Origin of the sequence: Streptomyces herbicida, assembly GCF_032656585.1 — a bacterium.
Lineage (GTDB): Bacteria > Actinomycetota > Actinomycetes > Streptomycetales > Streptomycetaceae > Streptomyces > Streptomyces herbicida.
Map to the genome: position 1 here is coordinate 264,644 of NZ_JAUYWJ010000011.1, position 14,203 is coordinate 278,846.

Annotated in this window: 15 protein-coding genes and 1 pseudogene; 11 read left to right on the plus strand and 5 right to left on the minus strand. The window is 69.9% G+C overall.

Annotated features, from left to right (window positions below; all coding sequences use genetic code 11):
* Nucleotides 1-3: 3 nt before the first annotated feature.
* Nucleotides 4-591: a pyridoxamine 5'-phosphate oxidase family protein gene (locus Q8A52_RS24185; protein ID WP_316755082.1), complete on the minus strand. Its 588-nt coding sequence runs from the start codon at nucleotides 589-591 to the stop codon at nucleotides 4-6.
* Nucleotides 592-819: 228 nt separating this feature from the next.
* On the opposite strand from Q8A52_RS24185, the gene Q8A52_RS24190 reads away from it, so the two are divergent.
* From Q8A52_RS24190 to Q8A52_RS24210, 5 genes are all read left to right on the plus strand, one after another.
* A complete protein-coding gene (locus tag Q8A52_RS24190) occupies nucleotides 820-2,013 on the plus strand; it encodes an argininosuccinate synthase (RefSeq protein ID WP_316755085.1) in 1,194 nt (397 codons plus the stop codon).
* A gap of 82 nt (nucleotides 2,014-2,095) precedes the next feature.
* On the plus strand, nucleotides 2,096-3,520 hold the full coding sequence (gene argH, locus Q8A52_RS24195) for an argininosuccinate lyase (protein WP_316755087.1): 1,425 nt from the start codon (nucleotides 2,096-2,098) through the stop codon (nucleotides 3,518-3,520).
* 191 nt (nucleotides 3,521-3,711) lie between these two features.
* Nucleotides 3,712-4,683 carry an aldo/keto reductase gene (locus tag Q8A52_RS24200; protein WP_316755089.1) on the plus strand — a complete coding sequence of 324 codons (972 nt, stop codon included), beginning with the start codon at nucleotides 3,712-3,714 and terminating at the stop codon, nucleotides 4,681-4,683.
* A gap of 83 nt (nucleotides 4,684-4,766) precedes the next feature.
* Nucleotides 4,767-5,318, plus strand: a complete 552-nt coding sequence (locus Q8A52_RS24205; protein WP_316755091.1) for a TetR/AcrR family transcriptional regulator — start codon at nucleotides 4,767-4,769, stop codon at nucleotides 5,316-5,318.
* Nucleotides 5,315-6,877: an MFS transporter gene (locus tag Q8A52_RS24210; protein WP_316755092.1), complete on the plus strand. Its 1,563-nt coding sequence runs from the start codon at nucleotides 5,315-5,317 to the stop codon at nucleotides 6,875-6,877. Before Q8A52_RS24205 ends, Q8A52_RS24210 begins: the two co-directional genes overlap by 4 nt.
* Before the next feature lie 84 nt (nucleotides 6,878-6,961).
* On the opposite strand, the pseudogene Q8A52_RS24215 reads toward Q8A52_RS24210, so the two are convergent.
* Together Q8A52_RS24215 and Q8A52_RS24220 are read right to left on the minus strand one after the other, a co-directional pair.
* Nucleotides 6,962-7,141 (minus strand): annotated as a pseudogene (locus Q8A52_RS24215) (1-acyl-sn-glycerol-3-phosphate acyltransferase); the annotation flags it as partial.
* A gap of 60 nt (nucleotides 7,142-7,201) precedes the next feature.
* Entirely contained in the window at nucleotides 7,202-7,873 is a 672-nt protein-coding gene (locus Q8A52_RS24220; protein WP_263206736.1) for a lysophospholipid acyltransferase family protein, read from the minus strand.
* A gap of 367 nt (nucleotides 7,874-8,240) precedes the next feature.
* On the opposite strand from Q8A52_RS24220, the gene Q8A52_RS24225 reads away from it, so the two are divergent.
* The 3 genes from Q8A52_RS24225 to Q8A52_RS24235 all read left to right on the plus strand — a co-directional run bounded on the left by Q8A52_RS24225 (nucleotide 8,241) and on the right by Q8A52_RS24235 (nucleotide 10,538).
* Nucleotides 8,241-9,413 carry a glycerophosphodiester phosphodiesterase gene (locus tag Q8A52_RS24225; protein WP_316755094.1) on the plus strand — a complete coding sequence of 391 codons (1,173 nt, stop codon included), beginning with the start codon at nucleotides 8,241-8,243 and terminating at the stop codon, nucleotides 9,411-9,413.
* Between the two features lie 75 nt (nucleotides 9,414-9,488).
* Entirely contained in the window at nucleotides 9,489-9,995 is a 507-nt protein-coding gene (locus Q8A52_RS24230; RefSeq protein WP_316755096.1) for a sigma-70 family RNA polymerase sigma factor, read from the plus strand.
* Nucleotides 9,996-10,040: 45 nt separating this feature from the next.
* Complete coding sequence (locus Q8A52_RS24235; RefSeq protein ID WP_316755098.1) at nucleotides 10,041-10,538, plus strand: GNAT family N-acetyltransferase; 498 nt, start codon at nucleotides 10,041-10,043, stop codon at nucleotides 10,536-10,538.
* Here the strand turns inward: Q8A52_RS24235 and Q8A52_RS24240 are convergent.
* Together Q8A52_RS24240 and Q8A52_RS24245 are read right to left on the minus strand one after the other, a co-directional pair.
* Nucleotides 10,528-10,956, minus strand: a complete 429-nt coding sequence (locus Q8A52_RS24240; RefSeq protein ID WP_316755100.1) for a hypothetical protein — start codon at nucleotides 10,954-10,956, stop codon at nucleotides 10,528-10,530. The two genes, Q8A52_RS24235 and Q8A52_RS24240, sit on opposite strands and share 11 nt — an antisense overlap.
* A gap of 1 nt (nucleotide 10,957) precedes the next feature.
* The gene (locus tag Q8A52_RS24245) at nucleotides 10,958-11,317 is read right to left on the minus strand and encodes a hypothetical protein (protein WP_316755102.1); all 360 of its coding nucleotides are present in this window, start codon (nucleotides 11,315-11,317) and stop codon (nucleotides 10,958-10,960) included.
* A gap of 69 nt (nucleotides 11,318-11,386) precedes the next feature.
* Between Q8A52_RS24245 and Q8A52_RS24250 the strand changes: the two genes are divergently transcribed.
* From Q8A52_RS24250 to Q8A52_RS24260, 3 genes are all read left to right on the plus strand, one after another.
* The gene (locus Q8A52_RS24250; RefSeq protein ID WP_316755104.1) at nucleotides 11,387-12,037 is read left to right on the plus strand and encodes an HAD family hydrolase; all 651 of its coding nucleotides are present in this window, start codon (nucleotides 11,387-11,389) and stop codon (nucleotides 12,035-12,037) included.
* Between the two features lie 369 nt (nucleotides 12,038-12,406).
* Nucleotides 12,407-13,459, plus strand: a complete 1,053-nt coding sequence (locus Q8A52_RS24255) for a methionine ABC transporter ATP-binding protein (protein ID WP_316755105.1) — start codon at nucleotides 12,407-12,409, stop codon at nucleotides 13,457-13,459.
* Nucleotides 13,456-14,193 carry a methionine ABC transporter permease gene (locus Q8A52_RS24260; protein ID WP_316755107.1) on the plus strand — a complete coding sequence of 246 codons (738 nt, stop codon included), beginning with the start codon at nucleotides 13,456-13,458 and terminating at the stop codon, nucleotides 14,191-14,193. Before Q8A52_RS24255 ends, Q8A52_RS24260 begins: the two co-directional genes overlap by 4 nt.
* The last annotated feature ends 10 nt before the right edge of the window (nucleotides 14,194-14,203 follow it).

Below are 14,203 nucleotides of genomic sequence, written 5' to 3' on the forward strand. Positions count from 1 at the left end.
GGCTCAGACGGTAGACGGCGGGAGCGGCAGCGGCAGCCCTGGTAGGCCATCCAGGCTAGTGGCCACGTGTTCCTTCTTCTGGAAGTAGTCGCTCAGCGATGCGTCGTCCTCGCGGGCGAAGCGCTTTGCGTGCAGATCGCGGTCCGTGTCGTACGTCATGAAGGGCACCGCGTATCCGCAGGTGTCCCGGACCAGTTCCGCGTGTACGACGATGATCGCGCGCAGGCCGTGCGGGGTGGGGTCGATGCCGGGGAAGCGGGCGAGCAACTCCCGGAACCGGGCGTCGTCACGGAAGACGGCCTCGCCCCGCCCGTGCACCCGCACGATGTTCGGCGGGCCCTGGAAGGCGCACCACATCAGCGTGATCCGGCCGTTCTCCCGCAGATGCGCGATGGTCTCCGCGTTGGATCCGGCGAAGTCCAGATACGCCACGGTGCGCTCGTCGAGCACCACGAAGGAGCCCTTGAGGCCCTTGGGGGAGAGGTTGACCGTGCCGTCGCCGGACAAGGGCGCGGTCGCGGTGAAGAAGAGGGGCTGTTCCTCGATGAACGTGCGGAGCCTGCCGTCGATGCGCTCATAGGTCTTTCCCATGTCCAACGATTATCGGGAGAGTCCTTTCGGCTGTCTAAGGATTTGCCGCACGGCGATTTCGACGGTCGACCGGTCCACCGTGGCCGCCCAGGCCGGCGGGAGTGCGGGGGCGGCCAGGGAGTCGAGGCCGGCCGGCTTGGCCGGTCTCTCCGAGAGCTCGCGGATTGACGAATCATGCAGAGGGCTGCATACTCATGCATATCAGTAATGCGCTGTGAGGAGAAACCAGTGACCGAGCGCGTCGTACTCGCCTACTCGGGCGGTCTGGACACCTCCGTCGCCATCGGCTGGATCGCCGAGGAGACGGGCGCCGAGGTCATCGCGGTCGCGGTCGACGTCGGTCAGGGTGGCGAGGACCTGGACGTCATCCGCAAGCGCGCCCTCGCTTGCGGCGCCGTCGAGGCCGAGGTCGCGGACGCCAAGGACGAGTTCGCCGACGAGTACTGCCTCCCGGCGATCAAGGCCAACGCCCTCTACATGGACCGCTATCCGCTGGTCTCCGCCCTGTCCCGGCCGGCGATCGTCAAGCACCTCGTCGCCGCCGCCAGGAAGCACGGCGCCACCACGGTCGCCCACGGCTGCACCGGCAAGGGCAACGACCAGGTCCGCTTCGAGGCCGGCATCGTCGCCCTCGCCCCCGACCTCAAGTGCATCGCCCCGGTCCGCGACTACGCGATGACCCGCGACAAGGCGATCGCTTTTTGCGAGGCCAAGCAGCTCCCGATCGCCACCACCAAGAAGTCCCCGTACTCCATCGACCAGAACGTCTTCGGACGCGCGGTCGAGACGGGCTTCCTGGAGGACATCTGGAACGCCCCGATCGAGGACATCTACGAGTACACCTCCAACCCGGCCGAGCCCCGCGAGGCCGACGAGGTGATCATCACCTTCGAGCACGGCGTCCCGGTCGCCGTCGACGGCAAGCCCGTCACCGTCCTGCAGGCCGTACAGCAGCTCAACGAGCGCGCCGGCGCCCAGGGCATCGGCCGGATCGACATGGTCGAGGACCGTCTCGTGGGCATCAAGTCCCGCGAGGTGTACGAGGCCCCGGGCGCGATCGCGCTCATCACGGCCCACCAGGAGCTGGAGAACGTCACCGTCGAGCGCGAACTCGCCCGCTACAAGCGGCAGGTCGAGCAGCGCTGGGGCGAACTGGTCTACGACGGCCAGTGGTTCTCGCCGCTCAAGCGCGCCCTCGACGGCTTCATCGACGAGGCCAACCAGCACGTCAACGGCGACATCCGGATGACCCTGCACGGCGGTCGCGCGGTCGTCACCGGCCGGCGCTCCGAGTCGTCGCTGTACGACTTCAACCTCGCCACCTACGACACGGGCGACACCTTCGACCAGGCCGCGGCCAAGGGTTTCATCGACATCTACAGCATGTCCTCGAAGATCGCGGCGAAGCGTGACCTCGCGTAAGCAGTAACGTCATTGCCGCCTCCCTGACCGCCGGTCGGCAGGGAGGCGGCGGCACATCCGTCTCTCTCTAGGAGCAACGCAAGTGAGCAGCAACAGCGGTGACGTACGGCTCTGGGGCGGCCGTTTCGCCGACGGTCCCGCCGAGGCCCTGGCGAAGCTGTCCGCGTCCGTCCACTTCGACTGGCGGCTCGCGCCCTACGACATCGCCGGTTCGCGTGCCCACGCGCGGGTGCTGCACAAGGCGGGGCTCCTCACGGAGGACGAGCTGACCCGGATGCTCGCCGGGCTCGACCGGCTCGAGGCGGACGTGGCCGACGGCTCCTTCGTCGGCACCATCGCCGACGAGGACGTCCACACCGCCCTGGAGCGCGGACTCCTGGAGCGCCTCGGCCCCGACCTCGGTGGCAAGCTGCGCGCCGGCCGGTCGCGGAACGACCAGGTGGCGACCCTCTTCCGGATGTACCTGAGGGACCACGCCCGTACGATCGGCGGTCTGATCGCCGACCTCCAGGACGCCCTGATCGGCCTCGCCGAAGCGCACCCGGCCGTGGCCATGCCCGGCCGCACCCACCTCCAGCACGCCCAGCCGGTCCTCTTCGCCCATCACGTCCTCGCGCACGTCCAGTCCCTGTCCCGGGACGCCGAGCGGCTGCGCCAGTGGGACGAGCGCACGGCGGTCTCGCCGTACGGGTCGGGTGCCCTCGCCGGCTCCTCCCTGGGTCTCGACCCGGAGGCGGTCGCCAAGGACCTCGGCTTCGAGCACGGCAGTGTCGGCAACTCCATCGACGGCACGGCCTCCCGTGACTTCGTCGCCGAGTTCGCCTTCATCACGGCGATGATCGGGGTGAACCTCTCCCGGATCGCCGAGGAGATCATCATCTGGAACACGAAGGAGTTCTCCTTCGTCACCCTGCACGACGCGTTCTCCACGGGCTCGTCGATCATGCCGCAGAAGAAGAACCCGGACATCGCGGAGCTGGCGCGCGGCAAGTCCGGCCGGCTGATCGGCAATCTGACCGGGCTGCTGGCGACCCTGAAGGCCCTTCCCCTCGCCTACAACCGCGACCTCCAGGAGGACAAGGAGCCGGTCTTCGACTCCTGCGACCAGCTGGAGGTGCTGCTCCCGGCCTTCACCGGCATGATCGCCACGCTCACGGTCAACCGCGAGCGCATGGAGGAGCTGGCCCCGGCCGGCTTCTCCCTCGCCACCGACATCGCGGAGTGGCTGGTCAAGCAGGGCGTGCCGTTCCGGGTGGCGCACGAGGTCGCGGGGGAGTGCGTCAAGGTCGCCGAGTCCGAAGGCAAGGAACTGGACGAGCTCACGGACGAGCAGTTCGCGAAGATCTCCGCCCACCTCACGCCCGAGGTGCGGACCGTCCTGAACGTCCCGGGGGCTCTGGCCTCCCGCGACGGCCGCGGTGGTACGGCCCCGAGCGCGGTCGCGATCCAGCTGGCCGAGCTGAAGCAGAACGTGGCGGCCCAGCACGAGTGGGCGACGGCCAAGTAAGAGGCCTGTGCTCCCAAGGGCCGCAGGCCCTTTGGGGGCGCGGGGAACTGCGCGACGCGCTACGACGCTTCCGCACCCGCCCAGGAGCCGCACCACCCGAGCTTTCAGGCGCCCCCGTCTCGCTGAGCGCAGCGGCATCGCGGGTTACGTTGGTCGCAAGCCGTAACGGAGCCGACCGAACGGAGCCCGCGATGCCCTTCGCGCGACTGGCCTCAGCAACGACCCCGACCTGCCACATCGGACTCGGTCTCGCCGCCGTCGGCCGCCCCGGCTACATCAACCTCGGCCGGGAGGACGACCTGGGCGAGGACCGCAGTGTCGAGACGCTGCGCACCCGCACCCACGAACTCCTCGACGCGGCCTACGCCCAGGGCGTCCGCTACTTCGACGTCGCCCGCTCCTACGGCCGCTCCGAGGAGTTCCTCGCCGGCTGGCTGAATGCCCGCCCCGACATCGACGACATCGTCGTCGGCAGCAAATGGGGCTACACCTACACCGCCGGCTGGTCCACCGACGCGGAGCGGCACGAGGTCAAGGACCACAGCCTCGCCACGTACGAGCGCCAGCGCGCCGAGAGCGACGAGCTGCTCGGCGACCGGCTCGACCTCTACCAGATCCACTCGGTGACCCCGGACAGCCCGGCCCTCACCGACAAGGAACTCCACAGCCGACTCGCCCAAGCCGCTGCCGAGGGTGTGACCATCGGCTTCTCCACCAGCGGCCCCGCCCAGGCCGACGCCATCCGCGCCGCCCTCGCCGTGACCGTGGACGGCGAGTCCCTCTTCCGTACCGTCCAGTCGACGTACAACGCCCTGGAGACCTCGGCCGGCCCCGCCCTCGCCGAGGCCCATGACGCCGGGCTCACGGTGATCGTCAAGGAGGGCATGGCCAATGGGCGGCTCGCGGAGCCCCACGCACCGGACGCGCTGAGGGCCGTCGCCGCGGAGACATCCCTCTGCTGCGACGCCGTGGCCCTCGCGCTGATCCTGCGCCGGCCGTGGGCCGGGATCGTCCTCTCCGGCGCCGCGACCACCAACCAGCTCGCCTCCAACCTGCACGCCGCGGTCGTCGACCTCGACGAGGACCAGCTGGAGCGGCTCGCGGCTCTCGTCGAGGAGCCGGCCGCGTACTGGGAGCGGCGCGGGCAGCTGCCCTGGCACTGACCCACACGCCCATCGACCAGGGGCGATGAGTCACGCATGCCTATTGTGAGACAAAGATGTCTCACATGCGCTACACTTGTTTCATGGCCCTCGATCGTGATCACGTGTTGCGCAGCGCCGCGGCCCTGCTGACCCGCAAATCCACCGCCACCATGGACGAGGTCGCCAAGGCGGCCGGGATCAGCCGGGCCACGCTGCACCGCCACTTCGCCGGGCGCGATGCGCTGGTGCGGGCCCTGGAGGCGCTCGGCATCGCCGAGTGCGAGGCCGCGCTCGACGCGGCCCGGCTCGACGAGGGCCCCGCGAGCGAGGCCGTACGCCGGCTGGTGCGGGCGATCGAACCCGCCGCCGGACTGCTCGCCTTCCTCTACACCGAGAACCAGCTGTTCGAGGGCGAGGAACAGAACGAGGGCTGGGCCCACCTCGACGCCCGTATCGCCGCCCTGTTCCGCCGCGGCCAGGCCGGCGGCGAACTCCGTATCGACCTCACCCCGGCCTGGCTCACCGAGGCGCTGTACGGCCTGATGGCCTCCGCCGCCTGGGCGGTCTCGGAAGGCCGCGTAGCCCCCAAGGACTTCACCCACATGATCACCGAGCTGTTGCTCGGCGGCGCACTCCGAAGAGAGGAATCATGACCAGCACCCTGCAGCATGGGGGCGCTCCCTGCCCGAGCGAAGCCGAGGGCTTGGGGGGCCGCACGACGGAGGCGGAGAAGCGCCCGGGCCGTTGGCTCGCGCTCTCCGTCCTCGTGCTGGCCGTGCTGCTGGTGGCCGTCGACGCGACCGTCCTCGGCCTCGCGACCCCCTACATCAGCGAAGACCTCAACCCGTCCGGCACCCAGCTCCTGTGGATCGGTGACGTCTACTCCTTCGTCATCGCCGGACTGCTGGTCTCCATGGGCAGCCTCGGCGACCGCATCGGCCGCAAGCGGATCCTGCTCGGCGGCGCCACGGCGTTCGGCGCGATATCCGTCCTCAACGCCTACGCCACGACGCCGGAGCTGATGATCCTGGCGCGGGCGCTGCTCGGTGTCGCGGGCGCGACCCTGATGCCCGCCACACTCGCCCTGATCCGCAATCTGTTCCACGACCCGCGCGAGCGCAGCCTCGCGGTCGGCATCTGGGGTGCCACCGCTTCCGCGGGTACGGCCGTGGGGCCGATCGTGGGCGGCTTCCTCCTCGAGCACTTCTGGTGGGGTTCGGTCTTCCTCATCAACCTGCCGGTGATGGTGGTCCTCGTCCTCGTCGGCATCAGGACGCTGCCCGAGTCCCGCAACCCCAACCCCGGCCCGTGGGACCTGATCAGCGTCGTGCTGTCGCTGGTCGGCATGATCGGTGTCGTCTACGCGGTCAAGGAGGCCGCCACGCACGGCTTCACCCCGGTGACGTTCGCCGCGGGTCTGCTGGGCGCCGCCGCGCTGTACGGCTTCGTCCACCGCCAGCTCACCATGCCCACGCCCCTGCTGGACATGCGGCTGTTCCGCAAGAGGGGTTTCAGCGGCGCGGTCCTCGCCGACCTGCTGACCGTGCTCGGCATGTCCGGCCTGGTGTTCTTCCTGTCCCAGTACCTGCAACTCGTGCAGGGCAGGCGTCCGTTCGAGGCGGGCCTGGCCGAACTGCCCGCCGCGGTCGGCGCGGTGGCGGCCGGTCTCGTCGCGGGTCGCGCGGCACGGCGCTTCTCGGTCCGCGCCGTGGTCTCCGGCGGCCTCACCGTGGTGGGCCTCGCCCTCGCCGTCCTCACGACGCTGGGCCAGTCGACCGGCTATCCGGTCCTGGGCGCCGCGCTCCTGGTCGTCGGCGTGGGCGCGGGCTTCTCCTTCACCGTCACCGCCGACGTGATCCTCTCCAGCGTTCCCAAGGACCAGGCGGGCGCCGCATCAGCGGTCTCCGAAACGGCGTACGAACTCGGCGCCGCCCTGGGCATCGCCCTGCTCGGCTCCATCGTGACGGGCGTCTACCGCGACTTCACGGGCCCGGCGGGCACCCCGGAAGCGGCCCATGAGTCACTGGGCGCGGCGGTGGAAACGGCGGCGACTCTCCCCGCCCATACGTCCGCGGAACTCCTGACGGCGGCCCGGGACTCCTTCGTCCACGGCCTGCACCTGGCATCGGGCGCAGGCGCCGCCGTCCTGCTGGCAACAGCGGCGTCGGCCTGGTTCCTGCTGAAGGACCAGAACCTGGAAACCATCGGGTGAGGAGAGCACCCTGAAGGGCCGCGGGGAACTGCGCGAGCAACCACGACGCACCAGCACCGGAAAACCGGCCGACCGCCGGAGGTGCTACGCGGCTTTCGCCTTCGTGGCGTACATGTCCACGTACTCCTGCCCCGACAGCCGCATGACCTCGGCCATCACGGAGTCGGTCACCGCTCGCAGCACATAACGGTCCCGGTCCATCCCCTCGTACCGGGAGAACTCCATCGCCTCACCGAAGCGAACGGTCACGCGGCCAGGCCGCGGGGAACTGCGCGAGCAACCACGACGCACCAGCACCGGAAAACCGGCCGACCGCCGGAGGCGCTACGCGGCTTTCGCCTTCGTGGCGTACATGTCCACGTACTCCTGCCCCGACAGCCGCATGACCTCGGCCATCACGGAGTCGGTCACCGCACGCAGCACATAACGGTCCCGGTCCATCCCCTCGTACCGGGAGAACTCCATCGCCTCACCGAAGCGAACGGTCACGCGGCCAGGCCGCGGGATACCCCGACCGCCCGGCTGCAGCTTGTCCGTGCCGATCATCGCGAAGGGAACCACCGGCGCGCCCGTCATCAGCGTGAGGCGGGCGATGCCGGTGCGGCCCCGGTACAGACGGCCGTCGGGCGACCGCGTGCCCTCCGGGTAGATGCCGAAGACCTTGCCCTCCTCGAGGATCCGGCGACCGGTCATCAGCGCGGCCACGCCACCGCTCGCCCCGTCCCGGTCCACCGGGATCATGCCGACGCCGGTGAAGAACCAGGCCATCAGCCGGCCCTTGAGGCTCTTGCCGGTGACGTACTCGTCCTTGCCGATGAAGAACACCTGCCGCTTGGTCACCAGCGGCAGCACGAGCGAGTCGATGAACGTGAGGTGGTTGCCGGCCAGGATGACCGGTCCGTCGCCCGGGATACGCTCCGCGCCCTCCACCTGGGGGCGGAACATCAGGCGCATGATCGGTCCGAGCACTGCCTTGATGAGCGCGAAGCGGGACAACGGGTCCTCCGATGTCAAGGGGGTCGATATGAGTCTGTGCAGGTGAGGACATTACTCGCGGCTCCGGGGGAAGCGCACATCGGGTGCGTCCGCTTCACCGAGGTCTTACGTACTGTTGACGCAGGTTTACCTGCGGTGGCGTGCCGGAATCCGCGCGTAACGCCGTTGCGACGATGTGACGGACATCGCGCGAGTGGCCTATCGCCCGGGTACCCGCGCCGTCCGCGCCGATGCCGACGGTCCGTCACATCTTGCTTTCCTCATGACATCCGCCGTCACCCGCATGTTCGAACCGAGGTCTCCCGGCAGTCATGTCCACGCCCCTACCATCGGCCCGCAATCACGGGCGGACGGCAGGAGGGCCCTCATGGAAACCCACGAGTCGAACAAGCAGACGCAGGGCACCGCACGGCGGGCGCTTCTCGGCGCCGCGGTGCTCGGCGCGGGCGGCGCGGTCCTCGGACTGCCCGGCGCCGCCAGAGCCGCGGAGGCCGGGACGGCCCGGACCGGCGGCGGCCTGAAGAGCCTGCCCAAGCCGACGATCATCGGCCACCGGGGTACCAGCGGCTACCGGCCCGAGCACACCTTCGGCTCGTACAACCTGGCCCTCGACCTCGGCGCCGACGTCGTCGAGGCCGGCGACCTGGTCCCCACCAAGGACGGCCATCTGGTCTGCCGCCATGAGCCCGAGATCGGCGGTACCACGAACGTCGCCGACCACCCCGAGTTCGCCGACCGCAAGACCACCAAGGTCCTGGACGGCGTCCCGACCACCGGCTGGTTCACCGAGGACTTCACGCTCGCCGAGCTGAAGACGCTGCGCGCGATCGAGCGCATCCCGGCCAACCGCCCGCACAACACCCTCTACAACGGCCGCTGGGAGATCCCCACCTTCGAAGAGGTCCTCAAGTGGCAGGACGAGGAGACCCGTAAGCGGGGCAAGCAGGTCTGGATCTACCCGGAGACCAAGCACCCCACCTACTTCCGCAAGCTGGGCCTCGGCCTCGAGGAGCGGGTCGCCAAGCTGCTGCACAAGTACGGCAAGGACCGGCGGAACTCGCCGGTCATCCTGCAGTCCTTCGAGCCGAGCAGCATCCAGCGCCTGAACAAGCTGGTCGACAACCCGCTCGTGGTCCTGCTCTCCGGCGCGACCAGCCGCCCCTGGGACTTCGTCGAGGCCGGCGACCCGCGCACGGTCGCCGACCTCATCACGCCGAAGGGCCTCAGGGAGATCGCCGGCTACGCGCAGGGCATCGGCCCGACGCTGGACCTGGTCATCCCGAAGGACGCCAACGGCAACCTCACCACGCCGACGACCCTGGTCGCGGACGCGCACAAGGTGGGTCTGATCCTGCACCCCTACACCATGCGCAACGAGAACCCCTTCCTCCCGGCGGAGTTCCGCAAGGGCACCGGCGTCGACGCCTACGGAGACGCCTTCGGGGCGTTCAAGACGTACTTCGCGACCGGTATCGACGGTGTCTTCACGGACAACGCGGACACCGGTCTGCTCGCCCGCGAGGACTTCGTCAACGGCTGAGCCCGCTGAACCCGTTCGAGTGGACCCGCGGCCGCCCCGGCAACCTGCCGCCGGGGCGGCCGCGTCGTTCCGCATATGACGCACGATCTGGTTGCCGCGCTGAGCCCGCTGCTCACCGCCGAGGCATCCGCCGAGGGACATGCCTCCGGAACCGAACCCGGTGACCTGGAGCAGGCGGTCTGGCTGCGCCTCCTCGAGCGGCTGGACTCCGACGGGCCGCCGCTCGACCCCGAGGCGTGGCTGCGCAAGGCCGTCCGCGCCGAGGCGCGCCGCAGCCGTCGTACGACCCGTCTCGAGCGGCCGTACGAGACCGAGCCCGCCGACGACTGCGGCCGCGGGCCCGAGCAGCTCGCCCTCACGGCCGCCAGGCACCGTGCCCTGCGGGACGCGGTCCGCCGGCTGCCCGGCCGTTGCCCTCGTCTGATGGAGGCCCTGCTCTCCCCTAAGGACCTCACATACCGGGAGATCGCGGGGGAGTTGGGTATCTCACAGGGCAGTCTCGGCCCGGAACGTTCCCGATGTCTGGGATGTCTGCGTCGATTGCTTGCGCCGGAGGTTGCGGCCCGCGAAGTGCGGGGATAGGAGTGGGGGACGACAGACGATCAGGTGAGCGGGAGGCGTGCGCACATGGGCATGAGCGTGACCATCTCGGTGGCGACCGAGCAGGATGCGGAGCAGATCTTCCGGCTCCAGTACCTGTGCTTCCAGAGCGAGGCGGCGTTGTACGGCAACTACCGCATCGACCCGCTCGTCCAGAGTCTCGACTCGGTCCGTCAGGAGGTCGCCTCCGACTGTGTCTTCGTCGCCCGGCTCGGCGAGGAGGTGGTCGGCTCCGTGCGCGGCACGGTGACCGAGGACGGCGCGGCCGCCATCGGCAAGCTCTGTGTCCACCCGCGGCTGCAGGGCCACGGCATCGGGGCCAGGCTGCTGCGCGCGGCCGAGGCGGCCCTCGCCGAGGAACGCGGCGCCAAGAGGTTCCGTCTCCACACCGGCCACCGCAGCGAGGGGAACCTGCGGCTGTACCGGCGGGTGGGCTACGAGACGGTGGGCACGTCCAAGGGGGCGGACGGCGTACCGATGATCGTCCTGGAGAAGCCGGCGGGGACGTACGCGACTACGGCGTGACGCCGTCGCGCGACTTCCGCAGCCAGTACATGGCCGACAGCGGCAGTAGTACGGGGATGAAGACGTATCCCATGCCGTAGTCGGACCAGACCGTCGCGTCCGGGAAGGCCGACGGTTCGACCAGGGTCCACGTACCGACGACGAGCACCCCCGCGAGTTCGGCGGCGCAGCACACCAGCGCCGCCTTGCGGGCCTTCTCGCCGCCACGCACGAGCGAGTACGTGATGAACCCGTACACCACACCCGCGAGGGCGGACAACGAATAGGCGAGCGGTGCCCGCTCGAAGTCCGTCGCGATCTGGACGACGGACCGCGAGACGGCTCCGACGACCATCACGCCGTAGAACCAGACGAGCAGCATGCCCGGCCCGCTGATGAGCCCCGTCCGCGCCGGCTTCGTCTCCTCCGTGGCCGTCATCTCACCCTCCCCAGATGTCGAAGAGCCGCACCTCGAGCACGGCCAGCACCACACCGCCCGCGGCGACGGTCACCGACCCCCAGCGCGTCCGCTCGGTCAGCGACATGAATCCCGCCGCCGGGACGCATGCGAACGCCCCCAGCAGATACGCCACGAAGATCGTCGTCCCCTGCTCCGGCTTCTCGCCCCGCGCCAGCTGGACCACACCGATCACCAGCTGCACCCCGGCCAGCAGCGACACCACGGCCATGCCGATGAAGTGCCAGTCCTTGGTCGGCTGGTCACGATAGGCGGCCCACCCGCACCAGGCGGCGAGCAGCAGCGCGGCGACGCTGGTCACCAGCGTCAGGGCATTGAGCATGCGGAGACCCTATTACGGGCCAAACGGTCCGATGCGGTCGCCCCCGCTGTACACCGTAGGGTCTAGACCATGACGATCCATGCTCAGGCCCTTCTGTTCGACAACGACGGCACCCTCGTCTCCTCGCTCGAATCCGTGGACCGGTGCTGGGCGCGCTGGGCGCGGGAGTACGGGATCACGGCGGAGGACTTCGCGCGGGTCGAGCTGCACGGGCGGACGGCGGTGGAGACTGTCGCCGATCTGCTGCCCGCCGGTGTCGTCGCGGAGGCGGTCGCGCGGGTCGAGCAGCTGGAGGTCGAGGACGTGCCGGACGGGGGTGTCCGGCTGCTGCCCGGCACCCGGGACTTCCTGGACCTGCTGCCCGCCGAGCGGTGGGCCGTGGTCACCTCCGCGACCCGGCGGCTGGCCGAGGCGCGGCTCGACGCCGTCGGGATCCGGCCCAAGATGCTCGTCGCCGCCGACGACGTCACGCGCGGCAAGCCCGACCCCGAGCCCTACCTGCTCGCCGCGCGCCGGCTGGGCGTCGACCCGGCCCGCTGCGTCGTCTTCGAGGACGCCCCGGCGGGGCTCCGGGCAGGTCGCGCCGCCGGAATGACCACCGTGGCATTGGCCACAACCCACCCGGCCGATGAACTGGTCGCCGACCTGGTCGTCGACGACCTGTCGGCCTTGTCCGCCCTGGTCACCGACGGGGGAGTCGAGATCTCCGTGCGCCGCTGACCGGTGTCCATCCCTGTCCGGCATGTGGACGGCGGCGAACTGTCAGGACCGTACGTCTGGTTTACTGATCGCATGACCACGACGAGCAGCCGCACCCTTGCGACCGAGGCGACCATGACGCCCGGTGCTCGTTGTATGTGTCGAATGTGCGCCTTCTAGAGGGCCCCCGCACCACCTGAGCCTCGCGCCCCGAAGCGAGAGCCGTGGCACGTCCGCGTGTCGTCGAACGACATCCGCGACGTAAGCCGCCCCGCGCACACGTTCTCCCCCGGTTCCATCGCCACCGCGAGAACCGTGCCGCGTCCCTGAACGAACGCACCTGTGCCCGGGCACACCCACGCCCGCGCACTCGACAGTGACGGAATCACAGTGATCACCACATCGGGCCTGACGAAGACATATCGGGCCAACCGCTCGCGCGGCCGCGAGGTCACCGCCCTCGACGGCGTCGATCTCCATGTCCGCGAAGGCGAGGTGTACGGCGTCATCGGCCAGTCCGGCGCCGGAAAGTCCTCGCTCATCCGCTGCGTCAACCTGCTGGAGCGTCCCACCTCCGGGACCGTGACCGTCGCCGGGCAGGACCTCACCGCCCTGGCCGGCCGCGGCCCGCGCGCCGGCCGGGATCTGCGCCGGGCGCGCAGTCGCATGGGCATGGTCTTCCAGCACTTCAACCTGCTGTCCTCGCGCACCGTGCAGGACAACGTCGAACTGCCGCTGGAGATCCTCGGCAGGTCGGGCAAGGACCGCTCCCGCAAGGCGCTCGAACTGCTCGACCTCGTCGGCCTCGCCGACAAGGCCAAGGCCTACCCGGCCCAGCTCTCCGGCGGACAGAAGCAGCGTGTCGGCATCGCCCGCGCGCTCGCCGGCGACCCCAAGGTGCTGCTCTCCGACGAGGCCACCAGCGCACTCGACCCGGAGACCACCCGCTCCATCCTCCAGCTGCTGCGCGACCTGAACCGGCAGCTGGGCCTGACCGTCCTGCTCATCACGCACGAGATGGACGTGGTCAAGAGCATCTGCGACTCGGCCGCGCTCATGGAGAAGGGCCGCATCGTCGAGTCCGGCACGGTCAGCGAGCTGCTGGCCACCCCGGGCTCCGAGCTGGCCGCCGCGCTGTTCCCGGTCGGCGGCGAGGCCACCGGCGCCGACCGGACGGTGCTCGACGTCACCTTCCACGGCGAAGCCGCGACCCAGCCGGTCGTCTCCCAGCTCTCGCGCACCTACAACATCGACATATCGATCCTCGGCGCCGCCATCGACACCGTCGGCGGCCTCCAGATCGGCCGTATGCGCATCGAACTGCCCGGCCGTTACGACGACAACGTCGTGCCGATCGGCTTCCTGCGCGAACAGGGCCTGCAGATCGATGTCGTGGGCGAAGCGGGCCGGGAGCCCGTGCTGGTGAAGGAAGGTGCCAAGTGACCTGGTCCGAGATGCAGCCGCTGTTGTCCCAGGCGTGTTGGGACACGCTCTACATGGTCGGCTGGTCCACGCTCATCGCCGTCGTCGGCGGTCTTCCGCTCGGCATCCTGCTCGTCCTCACCGACAAGGGCGGACTGCTGCAGAACGTCGTCGCCAACAAGGTCGTCGGGCAGATCGTGAACATCGCCCGCTCGATGCCGTTCATCATCCTGATGGTCGCGCTGATGAGCTTCACCCGCTGGATCACGGGGACGACCATCGGCCGCGAGGCCGCCATCGTGCCGCTCGCCATCGGCGCCATCCCGTTCTTCGCCCGCCTTGTTGAGACGGCTGTCCGCGAGGTGGACGACGGGCTCGTCGAGGCCGTGCAGTCGATGGGCGGCCACACCTGGACCGTCGTCCGCAAGGTCCTCGTACCCGAGTCGCTGCCCTCGCTGATCTCCAGCACCACGACCACGATCGTCGCCCTCATCGGCTACTCCGCCATGGCCGGCACGGTCGGCGCCGGCGGACTCGGCGACATCGCCATCCGCTACGGCTACCAGCGCTTCGAGACCCAGATGATGTGGGTCACCGTGGCGATCCTCGCCGTCGTCATCTCGGTCATCCAGTTCGCCGGCGACTACGCGGCCCGCTCCCTGCACCGGCGCGGCGGCCGCTCCGGGCCGGCGCCGAAGCTGCGCCTGCTCAAGGCCCGGACACCAGCGGCGACCGATGTGAGCAAGGCCGCCTGAGCACCCCCGG